At 43.5% G+C, this 24952-nt stretch carries 21 protein-coding genes and 1 other annotated feature; of the genes, 17 read left to right on the forward strand and 4 right to left on the reverse strand.

Annotation, left to right across the window (positions count from 1 at the left end; genetic code table 11):
- The 8 genes from galT (at window position 1) to argS (ending at window position 8732) form a co-directional block, all read left to right on the forward strand.
- Window positions 1-1485: a UDP-glucose--hexose-1-phosphate uridylyltransferase gene (gene galT, locus IGI84_RS05140; RefSeq protein ID WP_142962844.1), complete on the forward strand. Its 1485-nt coding sequence runs from the start codon at window positions 1-3 to the stop codon at window positions 1483-1485.
- A gap of 32 nt (window positions 1486-1517) precedes the next feature.
- Window positions 1518-2498, forward strand: a complete 981-nt coding sequence (locus tag IGI84_RS05145; protein WP_060792273.1) for a LacI family DNA-binding transcriptional regulator — start codon at window positions 1518-1520, stop codon at window positions 2496-2498.
- Between the two features lie 262 nt (window positions 2499-2760).
- Window positions 2761-3486, forward strand: coding sequence for a tRNA (adenosine(37)-N6)-threonylcarbamoyltransferase complex dimerization subunit type 1 TsaB (gene tsaB, locus IGI84_RS05150; protein ID WP_194195309.1), 726 nt, complete (start codon window positions 2761-2763; stop codon window positions 3484-3486).
- Window positions 3470-4012, forward strand: coding sequence for a ribosomal protein S18-alanine N-acetyltransferase (gene rimI / locus IGI84_RS05155; RefSeq protein ID WP_005237007.1), 543 nt, complete (start codon window positions 3470-3472; stop codon window positions 4010-4012). Before tsaB ends, rimI (IGI84_RS05155) begins: the two co-directional genes overlap by 17 nt.
- Window positions 4005-4478 (forward strand): ribosomal protein S18-alanine N-acetyltransferase, encoded by a 474-nt coding sequence (gene rimI, locus IGI84_RS05160; protein WP_142962846.1) that lies wholly within the window; start codon window positions 4005-4007, stop codon window positions 4476-4478. Before rimI (IGI84_RS05155) ends, rimI (IGI84_RS05160) begins: the two co-directional genes overlap by 8 nt.
- On the forward strand, window positions 4471-5490 hold the full coding sequence (gene tsaD, locus IGI84_RS05165) for a tRNA (adenosine(37)-N6)-threonylcarbamoyltransferase complex transferase subunit TsaD (protein ID WP_077452619.1): 1020 nt from the start codon (window positions 4471-4473) through the stop codon (window positions 5488-5490). The genes rimI (IGI84_RS05160) and tsaD overlap by 8 nt, the downstream gene beginning before the upstream one ends.
- A 135-nt stretch (window positions 5491-5625) precedes the next feature.
- The gene (gene argF, locus IGI84_RS05170) at window positions 5626-6639 is read left to right on the forward strand and encodes an ornithine carbamoyltransferase (protein ID WP_270274319.1); all 1014 of its coding nucleotides are present in this window, start codon (window positions 5626-5628) and stop codon (window positions 6637-6639) included.
- Window positions 6640-6718: 79 nt separating this feature from the next.
- Window positions 6719-6912: a binding site (T-box leader), on the forward strand.
- A gap of 128 nt (window positions 6913-7040) precedes the next feature.
- Entirely contained in the window at window positions 7041-8732 is a 1692-nt protein-coding gene (gene argS / locus IGI84_RS05175; protein WP_096742445.1) for an arginine--tRNA ligase, read from the forward strand.
- 81 nt (window positions 8733-8813) lie between these two features.
- Here argS and IGI84_RS05180 read toward each other — a convergent pair whose 3' ends face one another.
- Entirely contained in the window at window positions 8814-9284 is a 471-nt protein-coding gene (locus IGI84_RS05180; protein WP_005236999.1) for an arginine repressor, read from the reverse strand.
- Window positions 9285-9585: 301 nt separating this feature from the next.
- On the opposite strand from IGI84_RS05180, the gene rpsB reads away from it, so the two are divergent.
- The 9 genes from rpsB (at window position 9586) to IGI84_RS05225 (ending at window position 22246) form a co-directional block, all read left to right on the forward strand.
- Window positions 9586-10374, forward strand: coding sequence for a 30S ribosomal protein S2 (rpsB, locus tag IGI84_RS05185; RefSeq protein ID WP_430600869.1), 789 nt, complete (start codon window positions 9586-9588; stop codon window positions 10372-10374).
- Between the two features lie 110 nt (window positions 10375-10484).
- Window positions 10485-11366: a translation elongation factor Ts gene (gene tsf, locus IGI84_RS05190; RefSeq protein ID WP_005229432.1), complete on the forward strand. Its 882-nt coding sequence runs from the start codon at window positions 10485-10487 to the stop codon at window positions 11364-11366.
- A gap of 147 nt (window positions 11367-11513) precedes the next feature.
- Window positions 11514-12236 (forward strand): UMP kinase, encoded by a 723-nt coding sequence (gene pyrH / locus IGI84_RS05195; RefSeq protein ID WP_005229433.1) that lies wholly within the window; start codon window positions 11514-11516, stop codon window positions 12234-12236.
- A 1-nt stretch (window position 12237) separates the two neighbouring features.
- Window positions 12238-12795, forward strand: a complete 558-nt coding sequence (gene frr / locus IGI84_RS05200) for a ribosome recycling factor (RefSeq protein ID WP_077452616.1) — start codon at window positions 12238-12240, stop codon at window positions 12793-12795.
- Between the two features lie 191 nt (window positions 12796-12986).
- Complete coding sequence (locus IGI84_RS05205) at window positions 12987-13787, forward strand: isoprenyl transferase (RefSeq protein WP_081118766.1); 801 nt, start codon at window positions 12987-12989, stop codon at window positions 13785-13787.
- On the forward strand, window positions 13784-14590 hold the full coding sequence (locus IGI84_RS05210; RefSeq protein WP_077452615.1) for a phosphatidate cytidylyltransferase: 807 nt from the start codon (window positions 13784-13786) through the stop codon (window positions 14588-14590). The genes IGI84_RS05205 and IGI84_RS05210 overlap by 4 nt, the downstream gene beginning before the upstream one ends.
- A gap of 150 nt (window positions 14591-14740) precedes the next feature.
- Complete coding sequence (rseP, locus tag IGI84_RS05215) at window positions 14741-16009, forward strand: RIP metalloprotease RseP (protein WP_081118765.1); 1269 nt, start codon at window positions 14741-14743, stop codon at window positions 16007-16009.
- 69 nt (window positions 16010-16078) lie between these two features.
- Complete coding sequence (locus IGI84_RS05220; RefSeq protein ID WP_081118764.1) at window positions 16079-17788, forward strand: proline--tRNA ligase; 1710 nt, start codon at window positions 16079-16081, stop codon at window positions 17786-17788.
- Between the two features lie 108 nt (window positions 17789-17896).
- Complete coding sequence (locus tag IGI84_RS05225; RefSeq protein ID WP_081118763.1) at window positions 17897-22246, forward strand: PolC-type DNA polymerase III; 4350 nt, start codon at window positions 17897-17899, stop codon at window positions 22244-22246.
- Window positions 22247-22528: 282 nt separating this feature from the next.
- Here IGI84_RS05225 and IGI84_RS05230 read toward each other — a convergent pair whose 3' ends face one another.
- From IGI84_RS05230 to IGI84_RS05240, 3 genes are all read right to left on the reverse strand, one after another.
- Window positions 22529-23470, reverse strand: coding sequence for an AEC family transporter (locus tag IGI84_RS05230; RefSeq protein ID WP_200125250.1), 942 nt, complete (start codon window positions 23468-23470; stop codon window positions 22529-22531).
- A gap of 106 nt (window positions 23471-23576) precedes the next feature.
- Window positions 23577-24506, reverse strand: a complete 930-nt coding sequence (yidC, locus tag IGI84_RS05235) for a membrane protein insertase YidC (protein ID WP_200125248.1) — start codon at window positions 24504-24506, stop codon at window positions 23577-23579.
- Window positions 24507-24630: 124 nt separating this feature from the next.
- The gene (locus IGI84_RS05240; protein WP_005236969.1) at window positions 24631-24909 is read right to left on the reverse strand and encodes an acylphosphatase; all 279 of its coding nucleotides are present in this window, start codon (window positions 24907-24909) and stop codon (window positions 24631-24633) included.
- Window positions 24910-24952: the final 43 nt, after the last annotated feature.

The following is a 24952-nucleotide window of genomic DNA, read 5'->3' on the forward strand; positions in this document are numbered from 1 at the left end:
ATGACGATCAGCCAAACAATCAGCGATTTCGTCACTTTAGCAATCAAGGCTGGCGGCTGGATGGAAATGGATCGTATTTATTTGCAAAACCGAGTACTAGCCATGATCGGGGAAGCTGTTTTTGAGCCTAGCGAAATTCGTTCTGTTGCTCGTTCCTCGATTGAATTGATGGACGAACTAGTGGCATGCGCTTTGAGCAATCAGCAAATTGGTGATTCTCAAGCAGAAAGAGAAATCTTTGAAGCCCAGTTGATGGACTTTTTGACGCCACCACCTTCAGTAGTCAATGCTTTTTTTGCGCAGCATTATGCCAATGATCCTAAAGAAGCGACGGATTATTTCTTTGAGCTGTGCCGTCAAAATGATTACATCAAGACCCGGGCCATCGCTAAAAATATCGTCTTTCCTGTTGATACGGAGTATGGGGAGATCGAGATCACGATCAATTTGTCAAAACCTGAAAAAGATCCCAAGCAAATTGCCCAAGAAGGAGCCGCTGCTTCTGTAGATTATCCGAAATGTATGTTGTGTTTGGAAAATGAAGGCTACCAAGGACGAGTCAATTACCCAGCGCGGACCAACCATCGGATCATCCGCATGAATTTGGATAATGAAGCATGGGGTTTTCAATATTCTCCATACGCCTATTACAATGAGCATTCGATTTTTCTCTCTTTAGATCATCGTCCTATGAAAATCAATTTGCAAACCTTTGCTCGCTTGTTGCAGATCATTGAAGTGATGCCGCATTATTTTGTCGGGTCCAATGCCGATCTGCCGATCGTTGGTGGTTCGATCTTGTCTCATGACCATTATCAAGGAGGACGGCACACGTTTGCCATGGCAAAAGCGCCGATCGAGCAACGCTTTTCTTTGACTGGTTTTCCTGATGTCGCTGCGGGGATCGTGAAGTGGCCAATGTCGGTGATACGACTACAAGCGAAAAACAAACAAAAATTAGCCACCGCTTGCCAATATGTGTTAGCCCAATGGCAACAGTACTCAGATCCAAGTGTTTCGATCAATGCCTTTTCAGAAGATGGAACGCCTCATCATACGGTGACACCGATCGCACGCAAGCAAGGAGAGCTGTTTGAAATGGACTTAGTCTTGCGGGATAATAATGTTTCCGAAGAACATCCTGACGGCATTTTTCATCCGCATCAAGAAGTGCAGCATATCAAAAAAGAAAATATCGGATTGATTGAAGTCATGGGCTTGGCAGTTCTCCCACCGCGTTTAGCTCCGGAACTAGAAGAAGTGACTGCTTATCTATTGGATCAGCCCAATCAGATCGCGGCATACCATATTCCTTGGGCAGATGCGATCAAAGCCCAGCACCCAGAATGCAATGCCGAAAACGTGTCGCAGATTTTACGTCATGCATTAGGGGAAGTCTTTACACAAGTATTGACGCATGCAGGCGTCTTCAAACGAGACCAGACAGGGCAAGCGGCCTTTGCTCGCTTTATAGCTACTTTATAAAAAAGTTCCCCGCAAAAAAAGGAGGCTGGAAGATGGCAACGATCAAAGATATTGCACAACAGGCTGGCGTCTCGCCAGCCACTGTATCACGGGTGCTGAATTACGATTCAGAATTATCGGTCAGCTCTGAAACCAAAGAGAAAATTTTTAAAGCCGCAGAAGCACTCAATTACACAAAACATAAAAAAAAGAGTCAGCCGGAAACCAGTAGTATGCGCTTGATCCAATGGTTTGATACCGAGGAAGAATTAGCGGATCTTTACTACTTAGCGATCCGTATCGGGATTGAAAACAAAACCGAAGAATTAGGGATTCGTTTGCTGAAAGAACCTTATGAAGGATTGACTGATACCGCCGTCGACGGAACGATTGCACTAGGAAAATTCGATGATCACCAGATTCGACAATTGAAAAAAAGCCAATCCAATTTGTTGATGGTCGATTTTGACGCATTGGCCCAGGGCGTCAACTCTCTGGTGGTGGACTTTCAACAAGCGGTGGATTTAGTGATTGATGACTTTATTGCAAAAGGCCACCAAAGGATCGGTTTGTTATCAGGCGTTGAGTTTACCAAGGATCATCACCAAGAAATCGAAGACCCTCGGCGCCGGATTTTTGAGGAACGGCTTCGCCGGTTGAAGTTGCACCACCCGCAATATCATCTCAGCGCACCGTTTACAGTAGAGGGCGGTTATGAGGCGATGAAAGAGTATTTGCAGCAAAACAAAGAGTTGCCAAGTGCTCTATTTGCTTCCAGTGATGCCTTAGCGATTGGCGCTATGCGTGCTTTGCAAGAAAAAAACATCAAGATTCCTGAGGAGATCGCAATTATCGGCTTCAATGATGTCAGTGTTGCAAAGTACGTCTTTCCGACTCTGTCAACCATCAAAGTTCATACGGAATGGCTGGGAGAGTTGGCAGTGACGACCTTGCTGGATATTATTACGAATGCAGCACCCGTTCCTCGCAAAGTTACGATCGCAACGGAACTGATTACGCGCCAGTCTTCCTAGCAACCAGTTGAATCACCGAAGGATGTCGTTACACACGCAACTGAGTTTTAATGGAATAACAAAAAAATGAATATCGCCTTACCCGAACCTTTAAACAGCCTCGTCGGTTTGCAGCTGCAGCCGCGCTTGCTTTTTCAAAGGTTCGGGTATTGTTGTCCTATTGCTTTTTTTCTAAACGCAGGCATCTTTTTGGAGACTTGGTTGGGCATTTGATTAGAATATGGTAGAATATGAGAGAGTTTTTTGAATGGGGAGAAGATAGATGAAAACATTAGCGATTGATACCTCAAACCAGACACTGGCGGTTGCGGTGGTCGATGGTCAAGAAGTGTTGGGACAAAGCCAGACGATGGCGATCAAAAACCACAGCACAGTATTGATGCCTGCCATTGATGGATTGATGCAAGCGGTGGGGATGGCACCTAAAGAGCTGGAGCAAATCGTTGTTGCGAAAGGTCCTGGTTCGTATACAGGTTTGCGAATCGGCGTCACAACAGCAAAAACGCTGGCACAAACATTGAACATCCCGCTGATTGGTGTTTCTAGTTTGAAAACAGTCGCTGCTAATTGCGTGGGCGTATCTCAAGTGATCGTTCCGTTGTTTGACGCTCGCCGTCAAAATGTCTACGCAGGTGCCTACCAATGGCATAATGGGACCTTAGAAACAAGGATCAAAGACCAGCATATCTCACTGTCTGAGTTATTGACCCAGCTAAAAGCAGTCGATAGTCAAGAAGTGCTATTTGTCGGCGCCGATACCATCAAATTTAAAGACATGATCGAGGCGGAGCTGCCGACAGCCCATATCAATCAAGTGTCGTTATGGAATTACCCGAATGGCGTGGTTTTAGCTGCTATTGCGAAAGAAGAAGCGCCGGTAGCTTCGATCCATGATTTTGTACCGGACTATTTAAAATTAGTTGAAGCCGAAGAAAAATGGTTAGCCTCGCATGAACCGGGAGTGGATGCCTATGTTGAAAAAATTTAAAACGATGACGGGAAAGCTGGCTCTTTTCCGTCAGATTCAATACCCAGAGCGTAAAAAAGAGATACGAGGGGAAACATATGTTGTTCGTGAATTAGTCGGTGATGACATTAAAGAGCTGTTGCAGGTGGAGCGTCTCGTGTATGCTGGGGAACTGCCTTGGACCAAGAGCGCCTTTTTGTCAGAGCTTTATTCACGGGTCAAACATCTTTATTTGGGCATCTTGCATAATGAGCGGATGATTGGGTTTATCGGGGTGCGGATTTTAGGAGCTGATGCCCATATCACCAATATCGCGATCATTCCTGATTATCAAGGAAAAGGGATCGGTTCTTTCTTGCTAGGAGAAATCGAACGTTATGCAAGGAAAAACAAATGCGACCGTTTGACATTAGAAGTTCGCCTGGGCAATCGTGATGCGCAACGTTTGTATCGGACCCTCGGGTTTGTTTCACAGGCGATCAAAACGGCGTACTACACCGAAGGCAATGAAGACGCATTGGATATGGTGAAATTTTTAAATGACTAACGAACAAGCAGATCAAACGATCCCGACACCGCAAATGCTTTGGTCATTGGCAGATCAGAGCTATCCCTTTGGCTCGCCTTGGAATGTGCAGCAATTTCAACAAGATTTGCAAAACAGCAACAGTCGCTATTTGTTCCGTTATGGAAAAACTAATCAAGAGCTGATTGGGTTTCTCTGTTTTCAGCAAGTGCTGGATGAAGCAGAGCTGTTTAATGTAGCGGTTTTACCAGCATATCAAGGGCAAGGTTTGGCGAAAGAATTGTTGAAACGAATGGAAACGATCGTGGAACAAACTGATGGTCGGCGAATCTATCTTGAAGTGCGCGTGTCGAATTTGCAAGCACAAGCTCTTTATTTACGTATGGGCTATACAGTCATCGGTCGTAGAAAAAAATATTACAGTCATCCTGAAGAGGATGCGTTGATTATGGAAAAGAAAGTAGGCGGACAAAAATCAAATGAATGAGTTGATTTTAGCCATTGAAAGCAGTTGTGATGAAACAAGTGTGGCAGTGATTAAAAACGGTGACACCATTTTAAGTAACATTGTTGCTTCGCAGATCAAGAGCCACCAGCGCTTCGGCGGTGTCGTACCAGAAGTCGCTAGTCGTCACCATGTTGAACAGATTACTTTATGCATCGAGGAAGCATTGACACAGGCCGACACACAACCTGAGGAATTATCAGCTGTTGCTGTCACCTATGGTCCAGGGTTGGTTGGGGCATTATTGATTGGACTTTCTGCAGCGAAAGCCTTTGCCTGGGCCCACAGCTTACCACTGATTCCGGTCAATCACATGGCAGGACATATTTATGCAGCTCGTCTAGTGAAGCCATTGGTTTTTCCTTTAATGGCATTATTGGTCAGCGGTGGCCACACCGAATTGGTGTATATGGCAGAAGATGGCTCTTTTGAGATCATCGGTGAAACGAGAGATGATGCCGCTGGAGAAGCCTATGACAAAGTCGGTCGTGTTCTGGGTTTGCCTTATCCTAGTGGAAAAGAAATTGATCGCCTTGCGCATCTAGGCAGTGATACGTATCACTTTCCTCGAGCAATGATACAAGAAGATAATTTTGATTTTAGTTTCAGTGGCTTGAAGAGTTCTTTTATCAATTTTGTGCATAATGCACAGCAAAGAGAGGAAGCTTTGTCAGTAGAAAATCTAGCAGCTAGTTTCCAAGCCAGCGTTGTCGAAGTATTGGTTCATAAAACGTTGCGGGCATGCCAAGCCTATCCAGTAAACCAGCTGATCGTCGCTGGCGGGGTCGCCGCGAATCAAGGGTTGCGTGACGCTTTACAAGAAGCGATGCAGGAATTGCCGGAAGTGGAATTGTTGATTCCACCATTGCGTCTTTGCGGAGATAATGCGGCCATGATTGGTGCCTATGCTCATGTTGCGTTGAAAAAGCAGCGCTTAGCAGACCTTTCATTGAATGCTGATCCAAGTGTCAGCTTTGCCCATCCGATTTCTTAAGATGATAGCACCTAAGATCCGTTCTTAGGTGTTTTTTTGTTTCATTTATGAGCAAACAGAAGATTTCGTTGTATTTTATTTCATCATTTGATATCATTGTGTATATTTATTAATTAATGGAGGGGCGGGTATGCAATGACATCGGTTTTTAAAGGACGCAGTTTTTTAGCAGAAAAGGATTTTACTAAAGAAGAACTACAATATTTGATTGATTTTTCCCAGCACTTGAAAGGGATGAAGGCCAACAATCAACCACATCGCTACTTAGAAGGAAAAAATATTGCACTTTTGTTTGAAAAGAATTCGACACGGACGCGAGCAGCCTTTACGGTTGCAGCGGTGGATCTGGGGGCACATCCGGAATTTTTAGGGGCCAATGATATTCAGTTGGGGTCTAAAGAATCCGTTGAAGATACCGCCAAAGTATTCGGCCGTATGTTTGACGGGATCGAGTTTCGCGGCTTTAGCCAACAGGTTGTCGAAGATCTGGCCAGCTATTCAGGCGTACCTGTTTGGAATGGCTTAACGGATGAATGGCATCCAACGCAAATGATCGCTGACTTTTTGACCATTCAAGAAAACTTCGGTGAGCTGACTGGCTTGACCATCGCATACTGTGGGGATGGGCGCAACAATGTCGCCAATTCTTTGTTAGTGACCAGTGCGATTTTAGGGGTCAATATTCATGTCGTCACCCCAAAGGCCTTGCAGCCAGAAGCAACCATCATCGCACAGGCACAAGCCTATGCCAAGGAATCTGGGGCAAAGATTTTGGTGACTGATGATGTGGATCAAGGTGTTCTAGGCGCTGATGTTGTGTATACCGATGTTTGGGTATCAATGGGTGAAGAAGAAAAATTCCAAGAGCGGATCGAACAGCTGCTGCCGTATCAAGTCAACCAATCGTTGATGAAAAAAACCCAAAACGATCAAGTGATTTTTATGCATTGTTTGCCGGCTTTTCATGATGATCAGACCACGTATGGCAAAAAAGCAGCGCAGGCGTATGGAATTTCTGAGATGGAAGTCACTGATGAGGTCTTTCGCAGTAAGTATGCCCGTCAATTTGATCAAGCCGAAAATCGTTTGCACTCAATCAAAGCAATCATGGCAGTGACTGCCGGAGATCTATTTATTCCTAAAGTATAAAATAATTTTTTTTGAAAATGCCAAAATCTCGCTAGCCAAACAAACATTTCTTTGCTATACTTTCTGGGAAGTAAATAGCCTTGATTTGATGAAACAAGAGAAGTAGCGATTCGAGTATCAGTTAGCGAGTTCGGGGTGGTGGAAGCCGAATTGATCAGATTGTGAAACGCACTTGTGAGAATTTGCCAAGCAAACGGAATTCTGCCGTTATCAGAAAAAAGTGGGTCCGAAAAGGACAATCAGAGTGGTACCGCGGGAAATCTCGTCTCTAGTGCATGTTATGCGCTAGAGGCTTTTTTTGTTTTTATCAATCATTTCTTGCATAAAAAACATACAGCTGTTTGCTTGCTTCAAACAACTTTTCATCAAAACATGGGCTCAGTCATTATAGGAGGGATACTATGAATAACAAAGAAATCGTCGCACAAGCGATCCATCAAGTAGTAAAAGAAGATCTATCGATCGAACAAGTTCAGCAATTACTGGAAAATCCAAAGTCAGCCGACCATGGGGATGTGGCATTCCCAGCCTTCTCGCTAGCAAAAGTCTATCGGAAAGCGCCGCAGCAAATTGCCGCAGACTTAGCAGAAAAAATCGATCAAGCGTCTTTTGAAAAAATTGAAGTGGTCGGTCCATATTTAAACTTCTTTATGGATAAAAAAGCAATCTCTGCCCACGTCTTAGAGCTGGTTCTCAAAGAAAAAAATCATTTTGGCGATCAAACCATCGGCAATCAGCAAGCAGTACCGATCGATATGTCTTCACCAAATATTGCCAAACCCATCTCAATGGGGCATTTGCGTTCCACTGTGATTGGTAACTCGATCGGCTTTATTTTAGAAAAAATCGGTTATCAGCCAATTCGCATCAACCATTTAGGCGACTGGGGCACACAATTTGGGAAATTGATCGTTGCCTATAAAAAGTGGGGGTCAGAAGAAGCGGTCAAAGCGGAACCAATCAACGAACTATTACGTTTGTATGTTGATTTTCATGAAGCAGCCGAGACAGATAAGCAATTAGAAGATGATGCGAGAGCTTGGTTCAAGAAACTAGAAGATGGTGACCAAGAAGCAATGGATTTGTGGCAATGGTTCCGTGATGAATCATTAAAAGAATTCAATAAAATCTACGACATGTTGGAAGTTTCCTTTGATTCATTGAATGGCGAAGCTTTCTATAATGATAAGATGACAGAAGTCGTGGAATTATTAGAAGAAAAACACTTGCTGAAAGAAGACCAAGGGGCAGAAATCGTTGATTTGGCTGCCTATGACTTAAATCCAGCCTTGATCCGCAAATCCGATGGTGCGACCCTTTACATCACACGGGACATGGCTGCCGCACTGTACCGCAAACGGACCTACAACTTTGCAAAATCATTGTACGTGGTAGGGAATGAACAAAGTTATCACTTCAAACAATTAAAAGCTGTTTTGAAGGAAATGGGCTTTGAGTGGGCAGATGATATGACCCACGTACCATTTGGGTTGATCACCAAAGATGGGAAAAAACTGTCTACAAGAAAAGGCAAGATCGTTCTTTTAGAAGAAGTATTGAATGAAGCGATCGATTCAGCAAAAGAACAAATCACTGAAAAGAACCCAACCCTTGAAAACAAAGAAGAAGTAGCAAAACAAGTTGGTGTCGGGGCAGTCGTTTTCCACGATTTGAAAAATGACCGTTTGAATAATTTCGACTTTACGCTAGAAGAAGTTGTCCGTTTTGAAGGAGAGACCGGTCCTTACGTGCAATACTCTCATGCCCGTGCCATGAGCATTCTTGAAAAAGCCAACTTTGATCCCGCTGCTGTCAGCAGTCTGGCGTTGGCAGACGCTGAGAGCTGGGAAGTTATCAAATTGATCCAACGCTACCCAGAAACGGTCATGCAAGCGGCGGAAAAATATGAACCATCCGTCATTGCCAAACATGCCATCAAATTGGCACAGGCCTTTAATAAGTATTACGCCAATGTGAAAATCTTGGCTGAAGATGCGGAAAAAGACGCACGTCTGGCTCTAGTTTATGCAGTAACGACCTTATTAAAAGAAGATTTACGGTTGCTTGGTTTACATGCACCCGACAAAATGTAACAAAAAAGCTGTATCCTTGTTTCGACAAGGACACAGCTTTTTTGTAGTAAAAATACAGATAGGTCACATTTGTTCAGTGTTTTATAAGACCGCGTGGTTTCTGATAAATTGATAAAATGTTTCGGCGTCTTCGTCGCTGCGGGAAATCACCGCTACTGTATCAAAGCCCGCCAACGAGCATACTTTTTCTGGCATGGTCACTTCATCGATCGCTGCCGAAAGCAAAGGCGCATTGTCCGCAACGGTATGGATCAAGGTCATGAATTGCACACGATCTACTTTAGTGACAACGTCTTCGATCATCTGTATCAAGCGCTGCTCTTCTTCTTTTTCATCCTCAGAAGCTTGCATTCCTTGAAAAATGACAAACTTTGTCTGACCTGACTCATCAGGTACTTTCACGATTTTCAAATCACGAATATCGCGAGAAATGGTCGCTTGCGTGGCGGAGACTCCTTGGACTTCCAATTGCTGCAATAATTCTTCTTGCGTGCGTACAGTATGTTCAGTAATGATTTGTCTAATAAGTAAATGGCGATCAGCTTTTCGCATAGGTAAACTCCTTTAAGCATGATTGATTAAGTCAGCCTTATCATAGCAGATAACACCGAAAAAACCTAGATATAATAAGAAAAGAATTAGAACGTTAAAAAAAAGCCGAACCACGAATCGTAGTTTTTCATTTGAATCAGTTGCATTTCTTTTTTAGCTACTGTATACTGTTTAAGGTGTGAGTTTTTCACGTCAATCCCACATCTTGTTCCATCTGCGAAGCGGTGCTGATCGATTCAGTTCTTCAAGGAGTAAAAGAGCAAGAGAGGAAAACAAAAAACCAAATTGGAGGAAACACAACATGGCAGTAATCTCAATGAAACAATTACTAGAAGCCGGCGTACACTTTGGTCACCAAACTCGTCGCTGGAACCCAAAAATGAAGAAATATATCTTCACAGAAAGAAACGGCATCTACATCATTGATTTGCAAAAAACAGTGAAATTAGTAGACGCAGCTTACGACTACATGAAAAATGTTGCTGAAGAAGGCGGCGTTGCATTGTTCGTAGGTACTAAAAAACAAGCACAAGAAGCAATCAAAGAAGAAGCAATCCGTTCAGGTCAATACTATGTTAACCATCGTTGGTTAGGTGGAACTTTGACAAACTGGAAAACAATCCAAAAACGTGTTGCTCGTTTGAAACAAATCAACAAAATGGAAGAAGATGGCACATTTGCTGTTCTTCCTAAAAAAGAAGTCGTTGGCTTGAACAAAGAGCGCGAACGTCTTGAAAAATTCTTAGGCGGTATCGCTGATATGCCAAGAATTCCAGATGTAATGTACGTTGTTGACCCACGTAAAGAACGTATCGCGATCCAAGAAGCACGCAAATTGAATATCCCGATCGTAGCGATGGTCGATACAAACTGTGATCCAGACGAAATCGATGTTGTTATCCCATCAAACGATGACGCTATTCGTGCCGTTAAATTGATCACTGCGAAAATGGCAGATGCTTTCATCGAAGGTAACCAAGGCGAAGACCAAGTAGCAGAAGAAGATTTTGCTGCTGAATCAACAGAAAACGCAACTTCAATCGAAGAAATCGTTGATGTTGTCGAAGGCGACAACGCATCAGCTGAATAATAAATGATGGAGCTGTTTCAAAGGCTAGGCGCCAAGCCTCACTCTCCTTTGAAACAGCTTTTTTTAAAGACAAGCAATCTTGTTTAAAAACATTTAGGAGGAAACAAAAAATGGCAGAAGTAACAGCTAAATTAGTAAAAGAATTACGCGATATGACTGGTGTAGGAATGATGGACGCAAAACGTGCATTAGTTGAAGTAGAAGGCGACATCGAAAAAGCCGTAGACTTATTACGTGAAAAAGGTATGGCAAAAGCTGCGAAGAAAAACGACCGTATTGCTGCTGAAGGATTAGCATCTGTAGCGATCAACGGCAACACAGCAGCAATCGTTGAAGTGAACTCAGAAACTGACTTCGTTTCTAAAAACGAAATGTTCCAAGACTTAGTAAAAGAAATCGCTGAAGTAATCGCAGCGAACAAACCAGCTGATATGGATGCTGCTTTAAAATTAGAAACTTCTAAAGGCACAATGGATGCTGCGTTGATCGAAGCAACACAAGTAATCGGAGAAAAAATCAGCTTCCGTCGTTTTGAAGTTGTTGAAAAAGATGACAATGCTGCTTTCGGCGGTTACCTACACATGGGCGGACGTATTGCTGTATTGACTGTTCTTGAAGGAACAACTGACGAATCAGTTGCGAAAGATGTTGCGATGCACGTTGCAGCGATCAACCCTCGCTACGTGAACGAAGCACAAATCTCTCAAGAAGAATTGGATCATGAAAAACAAGTCTTGACAGAACAAGCATTGAACGAAGGCAAACCAGCGAACATCGTTGAAAAAATGGTTGAAGGACGCTTGAAGAAATTTAAAGCAGAAATCGCTTTGGTTGACCAACCATTCGTTAAAGACCCAGATATGACAGTTGAAAAATATGTTGCATCAAAAGGCGCAACTGTGAAATCTTTTGTCCGCTTTGAAGTCGGCGAAGGTATCGAAAAACGCGAAGACAACTTCGTTGAAGAAGTAATGAGCCAAGTGAAAAAATAATTCTGTTCCTCGAACAGATGGGAACGCATGGAAGTGCGCTCCCTTTTTTTAAGCAAAAACGGTTTTTGAAGAAATAGTGTAGATAATTTTCAACGAAAGAGCACCAATATGCTACAATAGTATTGGAGAATGTACGGAGGAATCATGATGGGCAAACCAAAATATCAACGTGTTGTATTAAAATTAAGTGGTGAAGCATTAGCGGGTGACGAAGGCTTTGGGATCAAACCACCGACGATCCAAGAGATCGTTAAAGAGATCAAGGAAGTCCACGAATTAGGTGTACAGATGGCAATCGTGGTCGGCGGCGGAAACATTTGGCGTGGACAAATCGGCGCGCAAATGGGGATGGAAAGAGCCCAAGCTGATTACATGGGCATGTTAGCGACTGTGATGAATGCTTTAGCATTACAAGATACACTAGAAAACGCTGGTGTACCAACGCGTGTCCAAACTTCGATCGAAATGCGTCAAATCGCAGAACCTTATATTCGTCGCAGAGCAGAACGTCACTTAGAAAAAGGGCGGGTCGTCATTTTTGCCGGCGGAACCGGAAACCCTTATTTCTCAACTGATACGACCGCAGCCTTACGGGCAGCTGAAATCAACGCCGATGTCATTTTGATGGCAAAAAACAATGTTGATGGCGTCTACTCAGCAGATCCTAAAACGGATCAAAGTGCTGTGAAATTTGAAGAATTGACTCATTTAGAAGTCATTTCTAAAGGATTGCAAGTAATGGATTCAACCGCAAGTTCATTAAGTATGGACAACGATATTCCATTAGTCGTATTCAACTTGAATGAGCATGGAAACATTCGCCGCGCCATTTTAGGTGAACATATTGGAACGACAGTAAGGGGGAAATAACATGGCTGACAAAATTTTAACAGAAGCAAAAGACAAAATGAAAAAAGCAGCAGAAAACTTGCAGCGGGAATTAGGACAAATCCGTGCTGGCCGCGCGAACGCGAGCATCTTAGACCGCGTAATGGTTACTTATTATGGTGTACCAACACCCTTGAACCAAATGGCTTCAATTACGATTCCAGAAGCAAGAATTTTGATGATCACACCTTTTGACAAAACAATGATCCAAGAAGTAGAAAAAGCTATCATGCAAAGTGATGTAGGGATTACACCTGCCAATGATGGAACGGTGATTCGTTTGGTGATTCCTCAATTAACGGAAGAACGTCGTAAAGAATTAGCAAAAGATGTGAAAAAAGAAGCTGAAAATGCGAAAATCGCCGTCCGTAACATTCGTCGGGATGCCATGGAAGCTTACAAGAAACAAGAAAAAGCTGGCGATATCACAGAAGATGATTTGCGAGAATCTGAAAAAGAAGTGCAGACTGCTACAGATAACAGCATCAAAGAAATCGATGCCATCGCAGCTGAAAAAGAACAAGAATTACTTGAAGTTTAAAAGGAATGACGAAGAGTCGCTTCAGCGGCTCTTTTTTTATGGGCGAAAGTAGCTCATGTACTTGAATATGACAGCTGTTTTTTTGTTTTTTCTTAATATAGAAATCTTTTCTTGGTTTTCATAGGCAAGAAATCTGATTATTGTTATAATGTAAAAGATGAATTTCAAGAATTGGAAGAGGAGCGAATACGATGCTGCGTTTTTTTCCACAAAAAGACAAATATATCAAAGAAGCGGCTGAACATGAATTTGATCCATCACTGCCGATTCCCCAACATATCGCGATCATTATGGATGGCAACGGCAGATGGGCGCAAAATCGGCGCTTGCCAAGAGTAGCTGGCCACAAAGAAGGCATGGAGACGGTAAAGAAAATCACGAAACACGCTTCACACTTAGGTGTGAAGGTATTGACGCTTTATGCATTTTCGACAGAGAATTGGAAACGGCCGAACGAGGAAGTAGACTTTTTGATGCAACTGCCCGTCGACTTTTTCGACACCTTTGTTCCTGATCTGATCAAAGAAAATGTTCAAGTCAAAGTGATGGGGTTCACGGATTCTTTACCCGCGCATACACAAGAAGCGGTCAAGCGAGCGATCGACCAAACCAAAGATAACACCGGGATGATCTTGAATTTTGCTTTAAATTACGGCAGCCGCGCGGAAATTTTGACAGCTGTCCAAGCACTTTATGAAGAACTCTCAGCTTCCGGCGAAGCTCTACCAGAGCTCACGGAAGACATGCTGGGGACGCATTTGATGACTGGTTTTTTACCAAACGCGTTACGTGATCCTGAATTGGTGATTCGAACGAGTGGTGAGGAACGTATCAGTAATTTCTTATTATGGCAGATTGCATACAGCGAGTTATTCTTTACAAAGGCGCTCTGGCCTGATTTCGATTCTGCGTTATTAGAGGACGCGATTGGGAGCTTTCAACAACGAAACCGGCGTTTTGGCGGTTTGAAAACGAAGGAGGAAGAAGAGTGAGACAACGTGTAATCACTGCGGTCGTCGCATTAGCCTTTTTCCTGCCAATTATTTATATTGGCGGCATTGCCGTCGAATTGCTGGCAGCAGCAATGGCAGGAATTGGTGTTTATGAATTATTTCGAATGAAAGGATTAGCTATTTTCAGTTTTGAAGGAATTCTTTCAATCCTCGGAGCGGTAATCTTAGTTTTGCCTCAAGAACGCTGGTTTTTCTTTTTGCCAGAGGGGACAGATAAAAGTGCCTTGTTTTATCTGATCGTTCTTTTGTTACTAGGGATCGCGGTTATTTCGAAAAATACGTATACCATCGATGAAGCTGGCTTTCCGGTGATCGTTAGCTTATATACCGGTGTCGGGTTTGAACGTTTTTTGACGGCACGGTCAGCAACGGATGGCTTAGTCGTTTTAGTTTTCGGTCTCTTTATCGTGTGGGCAACGGATATTGGGGCATACATGGTGGGACGACGTTACGGTCAACGAAAATTATGGCCGGAGATTTCTCCTAATAAAACCATCGAAGGGGCCCTAGGCGGGATTGCTGCTGCGGTGGTCGTAGCTGGTTTGTATCTATTAGCATTTCCTGGGAAAGATTATTTTGGACACGGTAGTGCCATGATGATTTTATTGACGGTCCTCTTTTCGATCGCTGGGCAATTTGGTGATTTAGTGGAATCGGCGATCAAACGTCATTATGGCGTAAAGGATTCAGGAAATATCCTGCCAGGTCACGGGGGAATCTTAGATCGCTTCGACAGCATGTTGTTTGTGTTTCCAATCATGTATTTATTTGGCGTCTTTTAGAAAATATTTAAGAAGTGCAGGCTTGGCTTGCGCTTCTTTTTTTAAATTCTTGTTACAACGGGAATGTGAGTTCCTCAACGGGAACCGGTGTGATAAAATAAGGAAAGGCTGCCCTGAATGAGAGGGATGCTGTGAAAGAGAGGAACGAGCATGAAAACGATACTTGTATTTATCATTATCTTTTCCGTGGTGGTAGTGATTCACGAATTCGGACACTACTTCTTTGCAAAACGGGCAGGTATTTTAGTAAGAGAGTTTGCCATCGGTATGGGGCCTAAATTGTTCGCGCATCAAGCGAAAGATGGGACGACCTACACGATTCGGATGCTGCCATTAGGCGGGTATGTCCAAATGGCAGGCTGGGGCGAAGATGAAACCGAATTAACGCCTGGTATGCCAGTCTCCTTGGTTCAAGATGCAACTGGTAAAGTCATCAAAATCAATACGAGCAAAAAGATCCAATTGCCGCAAGCGATCCCCATGGAAGTGACCGACTTTGACTTGGAGGAGAAGCTGACGATCACTGGCTTCATCAACGGCAATGAACAAGAAGCAGTTACGTACGCTGTGGATCATGACGCAACGATTATTCATGAAGATGGCGTTGAAGTTCGGATCGCACCAAAAGACGTTCAATTCCAGTCCGCAAAGCTTTGGCAACGAATGCTGACGAATTTTGCCGGACCGATGAATAACTTTATTTTATCCTTGGTTTTATTCACTGGGTTGGTGTTTGCGCAAGGTGGTGTCGCGAACCAAGATGCAACCATCGTGACAGGAATCGAAGCAGGAACCCCGGCAGCTGAAGCCGGACTGCAAAATGGCGACGAAATCCTAGCAGTTGAAGGCGTCGATGTTTCCAACTGGTCAGAATTGACGACAGAGATCCAAAAGTATCCAGATACTCAGATTGCTCTCGAAGTTAAACGAGGAGCAGAAACACTTGATTTGACGGCAACTCCTGCGAGTCAAGAATCTGGGGAGACTACGATTGGTTTCTTAGGGATCACGGCTTCGTTAAAAACTGGCATCGGAGACATCTTACTTGGCGGCTTGCAAACGACCATTGACAATTCATTGGTGATTTTTAGAGCAGTCGGCAACTTGATCGCCCAACCAGATATCAATAAATTGGGTGGACCGGTAGCGATTTTCCAACTGTCTTCTCAAGCCGCATCGCAAGGTGTCACAACGGTGATCGCCATGATGGCGATGATTTCCATCAACTTGGGGATCTTTAATTTATTGCCGATTCCTGGATTAGATGGTGGGAAACTGGTTTTAAATATTTTAGAAGGTGTGCGAGGCAAGCCAATCAGTCAAGAAAAAGAAGGCATCATTACCCTGATTGGGTTTGGGTTTTTGATGCTGCTGATGGTTCTCGTTACCTGGAATGATATCCAACGTTTCTTCTTTTAAAAATAAGACGCACAAGCAAATCAATTGTTGATCGGGTGAACATGATTTTTTGTAGCAAAGGAGAAAAAAATGAAACAGTCAAAATGTTTGATTCCGACATTGCGGGAAACCCCCAGCGATGCGGAGACGTTAAGTCATCAACTGTTAGTTAGGGCCGGGTATATTCGACAAGTGGCGGCAGGCATCTATGTCTACTTGCCGCTAGCACAAAGGGTGTTAGAAAAGATCAAGCGGGTCATTCGTGAGGAACTGGCACAAATCGATGCCGTAGAGATGGCGATGCCTTCTTTGCTTCCGTATGAACCATGGAAGGAGTCTGGACGGGCCTCATTGTATGGTGAGTCTTTGTATCGGTTGACAGATCGAAACGAACGAGAGATCGTTTTAGGGCCCACTCACGAAGAGCCGTTCACGACATTGATCAAAAACGAGATCACGTCTTATAAGCGGCTACCCTTGAGCTTGTATCAGATCCAAACGAAATATCGGGACGAACAGCGGCCGCGCTTTGGATTGATTCGCAGCCGTGAATTTATCATGCAAGATGGCTATTCTTTTCACGCCGATGAAGCCAGCTTAGATCAAACCTATAATCGCTACGAAATGGCTTACCATGCCATTTTGAAACGCTGTGGGATCGAATATCGGACAGTGGTCGGGGATAATGGCTTGATGGGTGGCCGAGATTCAAAAGAGTTTTTGGCATTGTCTGGAATCGGCGAAGAGCTGATCTGTTATTCGACTGAAAGCGACTATGTCGCCAATTGGAAACTAGCAACTAGTCAGTATATCGCTAAAAAATCTCATGAGACCTATTTAGAGTTACAAAAAGTCGTTCATGAAGAGTCTCTATCGTTAGAGGAACTGGCGAAAACATACGAAACGGATTTGCAAAAAATCGTTCAAGTATTTTTGCTACTCGTTGACGAGCAAGTCATTATGGTATTGCTTCGAGGTGATCACAGTCTTAATGAAACAAAGATCAAGCATTTTTTAGCCGCTGATCAAGTGAAGATCTTGACTGCTGAAGAAGCCGAGTCCTATCTGACCAGTGACGCACAACTTCGCAGCCCCATTGAGCTTGCTGATTCGATCCAATTGTATGCCGATCAGCATGTCCAAGATATGGCGAATCTGATCGTACCAGCGGCAGAAAAACAGAGCTATTTTCTTAATGCAAATGTAGGCCGTGATTTTCAACCACTAGCCTTTGCCGATTTTCGCTTGGTTCAAGAAGGCGATCCTTCCCCAGATGGAAAAGGGACCTTAACCTTTACGCGAGGAATCGAAGTTGGGCATATCTTCAAGTTAGGAACCAAGTACAGCGAGGCGCAAGAAGCGACGGTTGTCGATGAAAATGGCGATGAACAACCAATCATCATGGGCTGTTATGGTCTGGGGGTTTCTCGGTTGCTATCAACGATCGTTGAACAATATGGCAATGAGTTTGGGATCGATTGGCCCCAAGAAATTGCCCCATTTGATGTGCATATCATCCAAACGTCGATTGAAGATAGCTATCAAAATGCCTTAAGTGAAGAAGTAGAAGAAATGATGAACCAAGTTGGCTATCAAGTATTGGTGGATGACCGCAATGAACGTGCAGGGGTCAAATTTGCAGATGCCGATTTGATTGGTTGTCCGATTCGCTTGACCATCGGTAAAAAAGCCGTAGAAGGCATCGTGGAGATCAAAATCAAGCATACTGGCGCAACCGTTGAAGTGAGGAAAGAAGAAGTCGCTTCGACCCTAACGATTTTGTTAGCCAACCAAGAATAAATCGAAACAAATGGTAGATCGAGAAAGGAAATCCTTTCTCGATTTTTTAATGAAAGTGAAGACAAAAAGAGGTATACTAATGAGTACTGAGAAAAGGAGGATCTTCAATTGTCAAAAGAAAGAGAGACCTTTGAGATATTATTAGACCAAATTGCAGCTGCCCAAAATCTTCGGCAGCATCCATTGATGCAGACTGCCCAAATCAGACAAGTAACCGTGCATCGACAATCAAAAGCCTGGACGTTTTATTTCCAATTCGAACGTTTGTTGCCGGTGATGGTGTATCAGTCCTTTAAACAACATATTGAATTGGCATTTAAAGAGATTGCGGAAGTTCGCATTGTCATTGAAGCTCAAGACGGTTCCTTTGATGAGCAGTTCATTCAAGAATACTGGCCATTAGCGTTAGCCAATCAAAATTGCGATCGGCCGTTAGTTCATCAAGTGATCAAAAATCAAATGCCTATGATTCAAGAGAACAAGGTGATTTTACCCGTCAACAATGATGCGGTCATCACGATTTTGCAGCAACAGTACTTACCGATCATTGAGGAAAATTATGGGACTTTCGGGTTTCAAAAATTTCGGATCCTGCCACAGCTAGACAAAGAACAGGCTGAGGCAGCCTTGAAAGAACTTGAAGCACGAAAAGAAGAACAAACGGCAGCCTTCCAATTGCAAGCCGCTGAGAACTTAATGGCGCACGAGCAACGCAAAAAAGAAGTCAAAACAGTCGAATTTGACGGACCAATCGCCTTGGGACGTAATATTCCTGCTGATGAACCTGTGACACCGATGATCAATATCATCGAGGAAGAACGCCGAGTTACGATCCAAGGGTATGTCTTTGATAAAGAAGTCCGCGAATTGCGTTCAAAACGGAAGATTTTGATTTTGAAAATCACCGACTATACGTCGTCGTTTAGTGTGAAAAAATTCTCCAACAATGAAAAAGATGAACAAGTCTTTGATGCCATTGCTAAAGGTAGTTGGGTCAAAGTGCGTGGTAGTGTTCAAGAAGATACCTTTATGCGAGATCTCGTTATGAATGCGCAAGATTTGCTGGAAGTCAAACACGAGGCCCGCAAAGATTATGCACCTGAAGGCGAAAAACGGGTCGAACTTCACCTGCATTCCAATATGAGTACGATGGATGCAACCAACAATGTGGCAGACTTTGTCGCTCAAGCTGGCAAGTGGGGACATAAGGCGATTGCGATCACCGATCATGGTGGAGCACAAGGGTTTCCTGATGCCCATCACGCCGGAGAAAAAGCCGGGGTAAAAATTCTTTACGGTGTGGAAGCCAATATCGTGGATGACGGGGTAGCGGTTGCCTATAATCCGCAGCCTGTCCCACTGACTGATGCCACGTATATCGTGTTTGACGTGGAGACCACCGGATTGTCTGCAGTGTACGACACCATCATTGAATTGGCCGCTGTGCGGATGCATAAAGGCAACGTGGAAGGTTCCTTTGATGAATTCATCGATCCTGGCCATCCTTTATCACGAACGACCGTAGAATTGACGGGAATCACCGATGAAATGGTTCGGGGGTCAAAATCGGAAGAAGAAGTCTTACGTTTGTTCCGTGAGTTTTCTGAAGGAGCCATTCTAGTTGCCCACAATGCGTCATTTGATATGGGCTTCTTAAATACCAGTTATCGAAAATACGGTATCCCGGAAGCAGAAAATCCCGTCATTGATACATTGGAACTCGCTCGTTATTTGTATCCAGAGTTTAAGCGATTCGGTTTAGGTGTCCTTTCCAAAAAATTTGGCGTTAGTTTGGAGCAACATCACCGAGCGATCTACGATGCCGAGGCAACCGGTCATTTAGCGTGGATCTTTGTCAAAGAAGCGATGGAAAAACATGACATGCTACTGCACGAAGATTTGAACCGACACGTGGGGGGTGAGAACTCCTATAAAGCAGCTCGGCCTTTCCATGCCACGATCTTAGCCCGAACACAGGCGGGATTGAAGAATTTATTCAAGCTGATCTCGATGTCGAATGTGAAGTACTTCCATGATAAAGTTCCGCGGATCCCGCGCTCAGAATTGGTGAAATTGCGGGAAGGATTGTTAGTCGGAACCGCTTGTGATAAAGGAGAAGTCTTTGTCGCAATGATGCAAAAAGGGGTCGATGCAGCGCGGGAACTTGCCAAGTTTTATGACTACATCGAAGTCATGCCCAAAGCAGTTTATGCTCATCTTCTCGAAACGGAACTCGTGAAAAGTGAAAAAGATCTAGAAGACATCATTCGGAATCTGGTAAAGATGGGGGAAGAGTTAGGGAAAATCGTTGTTGCTACTGGGAATGCCCACTACCTGAACGAAGAAGATGCCATTTATCGTAAGGTCTTGATCAATTCGATGGGGGGCGCCAATCCCTTGAATCGACATAGTTTACCGGATGTACATTTCCGAACAACCGATGAGATGCTGACCGCTTTTCAGTTTTTAGGTCCAGAAGTAGCGAAAGAAATTGTAGTGACGAACCCGAATAAAATCGCTGATCTCTGTGAAAAAGTCATTCCGGTAAAAGATGATTTGTATACACCAAAGATTCCCGGATCTGAACAAGAGATCACCGACTTGAGTTACAACCGTGCCAAAGAGCTATACGGTGATCCATTACCAGAAATTGTGGAAAAACGTTTGAAAAAAGAGCTTGATTCGATCATTGGGAATGGGTTTTCCGTGATCTATTTGATCTCACAAAAACTGGTTCATAAAAGCAATGAAGACGGCTACTTAGTAGGGTCGCGGGGATCAGTCGGTTCTAGTTTTGTCGCAACTATGACTGGGATCACTGAGGTCAATCCATTAGCCCCTCATTATTATTGTCCCGATTGCCAGTATTCTGAGTTTTATGAAGACGGCTCGTATGGTTCTGGTTATGATATGCCAGAGAAAAAATGTCCAAAATGCGGCACCCGTCTGAACAAAGATGGCCATGATATTCCTTTTGAAACCTTCCTTGGCTTCCATGGCGATAAAGTCCCCGATATCGATTTGAACTTTTCAGGGGAGTATCAGCCAGAAGCCCATAACTATACGAAAGTGCTCTTCGGTGAAGAGTATGTCTATCGTGCCGGAACGATCGGTACCGTAGCGGACAAAACAGCCTTTGGGTTCGTAAAAGGCTTTGAGCGCGATCATAATCTTCATTATCGTGCAGCCGAAGTCGATCGTCTGGCAAAAGGTGCCACTGGCGTCAAACGGACGACTGGTCAGCATCCGGGGGGGATTATCGTTATTCCAGACTATATGGATGTCTATGATTTCACCCCGATTCAATACCCAGCAGATGATCAAAATTCAGAATGGAAAACGACCCACTTTGATTTCCATTCGATTCATGACAATATTTTAAAACTGGATATCCTGGGACACGATGACCCAACGGTGATTCGGATGCTACAGGATTTATCAGGAATCGATCCTAAAACAATCCCCACGGATGATCCGGAAGTGATGCGTATTTTTGGTGGTACGGATGTGCTAGGTGTGACTGAAGAGCAGATCTACTCAAAAACAGGTACATTAGGCATCCCAGAATTTGGTACCCGATTTGTGCGAGGGATGTTGGATCAAACCCATCCATCGACCTTTGCAGAGCTCTTGCAGATCTCTGGTCTTTCCCATGGTACCGATGTATGGTTGGGCAATGCTGAAGAACTGATTCGTCGCGGAGACGCTAGTCTAGCAGAAGTAATCGGCTGTCGGGATGACATCATGGTGTATTTGATCCATGCCGGCTTAGATGACGGGATGGCCTTTAAAATCATGGAGACGGTTCGTAAAGGCCAATGGAACAAGATCCCTGACGACTTGCGGGACACTTACTTGCAAGCGATGCGGGAGAACAATGTCCCTGAATGGTATATCGATTCTTGTTCGAAGATCAAGTACATGTTCCCGAAAGCCCATGCGGCGGCGTATGTTTTGATGGCGTTGCGGGTGGCTTACTTTAAAGTGTACTTCCCAATTCTCTATTACTGTGCTTATTTCTCTGTCCGGGCGGATGATTTTGATTTGATTGCCATGTCAAAAGGAAAAGACGCCGTAAAAGAACGGATGCAAGAAATCACTGACAAAGGATTGGATGCGTCAACGAAAGAAAAGAATCTGTTAACGGTTCTGGAGTTAGCCAATGAAATGTTAGAGCGCGGTTATGAATTTGGGATGATCGATCTGTATAAATCGGATGCGGAAAACTTCGTGATCGACGGGAAAAAATTGATCGCACCGTTTCGAGCCGTGCCGAGTTTGGGACTAAACGTAGCGAAACAAATCGTGGAAGCACGAAAAGACGGTCCCTTCTTATCGAAAGAAGACCTCGCCAATCGCGGGAAAGTTTCTAAGACCTTGATTGAATACATGACGGATAATGGTGTTCTTAAAGATCTACCAGATGAAAATCAGTTGTCGTTGTTCGATATGTTATAAGTCAACAGCTGTTCACTTAAAAAAGCACATCATCGTAGCATCTAGTATAGCTAGTTTCTGCATGATGTGCTTTTTTGTCTTTTTTGTGAGGGCAACCTAAGCAGTCACAATCTTGCGAAAATCAAAAGGATCGTGGCTTTATAGTGAGAAATCATAAGGGGGGTGCCGCTTGGATAGCAAATCAATCGAACCATTGGCTTACAAAGAGGAGAAAAATACTCGTTACCGAAAGAAGCGAATGTCTTTGGTAACGAGTATTTTTCGACAAAGTTCGTTAAATAGCTAAAAAAAGAAAAAAAGCAAAACAGGCAAATACACCATGTACAGTAAGACGGAATACCCTAAACATGAAGTTGCAAATTCTTCGTCCCCTTGGTAGTTTCGTACAAGAATCGGGACAGAGTTTTGGACGGGCATAGAGGCTTGAATAATAAATACAGAAAGCATCAATTCAGGAACAGGGATGATTCTGCTTAACAACCACACGACTAGGGGCGAAAGAACGAACCGACCAAACAAGACACCGGCAATGTCTTTGGTCATTCGCAAATTTTTGAGTCCCCCAAAGTAGACAATGATCCCGATGATAAACATTGATAGGGGCGTCGTTAAATCTGCTAGGTAGCTTCCAAGGCCATCAACAAATGAGGGCAGTGGTAAGGTGAACAGCATCCAGATCAAACCGATGATGAAACCAATCAAGGCTGGTGAAAAAATCTTTTTTAGCATGACCAATGGATGAAAGGAAATCCGGGCTTCACCAAAATCAGGATTGTCTTTTGCTAACTCAAAAATACCGATGGTCCAAAATAATGTCGTATTTACAATATAGTACAACAATACATAAGGAACGGCTTTTTCACCAAAAATGGCTAAATTGATTGGTAAGCCGATGAAGATCGTATTGGAAAAGGTAAACATGGCGGAAAATGCGCCTTGGTGTTTGGCTTCAACTTGGGTGAAACGGCGCCATAAATAACCAGCGAAGTAAGTGATCATCATGGAAAGTAAAGGGATGATCATCCCCGAAACTAATGAAAGAAATTCATCTTTCGTAAAGTTTTTAATGATCGTCAAAAACATATTGGCTGGTAATGAGACATTCAATACCAATTTTGAAAACGTATCGGCAGTTCGATTAGAAAACCATTGTTTGTAAGACAACCAATAACCGATAAACATGAGACTGAAAATGACAAAAATATTGATATATGCTTGAAACATGCGCTCACCTCTCATTTACTATAGCGAAAGGCAGTAGAAGAAGCAACTGATTCCCATTTGAAAACAACAAAAAACCAAACCACTCATTGAGCGATTTGGTCAAGAATTACTTCCGTTGCTGCTTGCCAGCGTTACGACCTTTTCCGTTAGGCTTTGTCGTATTTAGCGCCTTTTTGACAGCTTCTGTTTTTTCAGGCGTTACGTCTTTACGAGGCGTAACTACCGTTTTAGGCGGATTTGCTTTCATTTCCGCTTCGACTTGGGCACGAATTTTTGGTTTCATGATGACATTTGTGATAAACGTTTGGATACAACTGAAGACCCCACCAACTACCCAGTAAAGTGTCACACCAGCTGGTGCACTCATGGACATGAAAACGATCATCAATGGAGAAACGATCAACATGGTTTTCATCGTTTTTTTCTGTTCTTCAGGAATCCCGATGGTTGAGATATATCCTTGTGCCAAGTAGGAAAGACCAGCAATCGTCACAAAGAGAATGCTTGGGTCGCCTAAAGATACGCCAAAGAATTCAGAGTTTTGGATTCCTTGTGTGTAACGAGCGGTGAAATAAAGAGCAGAGAAGATCGGCATCTGAATCAGCAAAGGGAGACATCCGATACCGCCAAACATACTGACGTTGTTTTCAGAGTAAATTTTTTGCATCTCCGCTTGCGCTTGCATTTGTTCTTCCCGAGTGGTTGCTTTTTTTAAATTGGCTTGCGCAATATCCACTTGGGGTTTCAGAAACTGCATTTTTTCACTTTGAACCATCGTTTTTCGAGACTGATGGATCCCTAATGGTAAGATAATGACACGGACAACGATCGTTACGGCGATGATCGCCCAGCCGTAAGACCAGTTGAAGTTTTCAACGAGCATCGTGATCATATCACCTAATGGTTTCACCAAAAAGCGATAAATCATTCCTGTTTCTTTCGGCGTACCATCAGCATTGGTACTGACACAGCCTGATAATGCTAATAACAGGCCAAATAATCCTGATGAAAGCAGCCATTTATTCATTTTAGACATTCTATTCTTCCTCTTCACAATAAATTTAGACAAAAATAACTATACTAAAAAAGACCGACTATTTCAATGTACAAAGAGAAATTCATTGAAAAATCAATCTTTCGACTTAGAAAACATTCAATTATCAATAATAGACTACGTCAAAGCTAGTACGTTCTTTAATGGTATCGTCTGGTTGGATGTCGATTTGGTTCACTTTCCCAGCGGGAGAAGGAGAATCTTTCACTCCGGCAACAAAGGCATCGATGATTTTTTCATCTCCCATCGCTTCAATCGAAACAGAACCATCTGCCTCATTTTTTACAGATCCTGTGACCCCCAACTGATCGGCAAGCATTTTCGTGGTATAACGAAAGCCGACACCTTGGACACGCCCTTGAACATGGATTCGTAGTTTCTTCATGGACAATCCCTCCTCTGCTTATAATGATAGCGTTTTTTCAGCA

This window comes from Enterococcus sp. DIV0008, from assembly GCF_050542615.1.
Lineage (GTDB): Bacteria > Bacillota > Bacilli > Lactobacillales > Enterococcaceae > Enterococcus_D > Enterococcus_D innesii.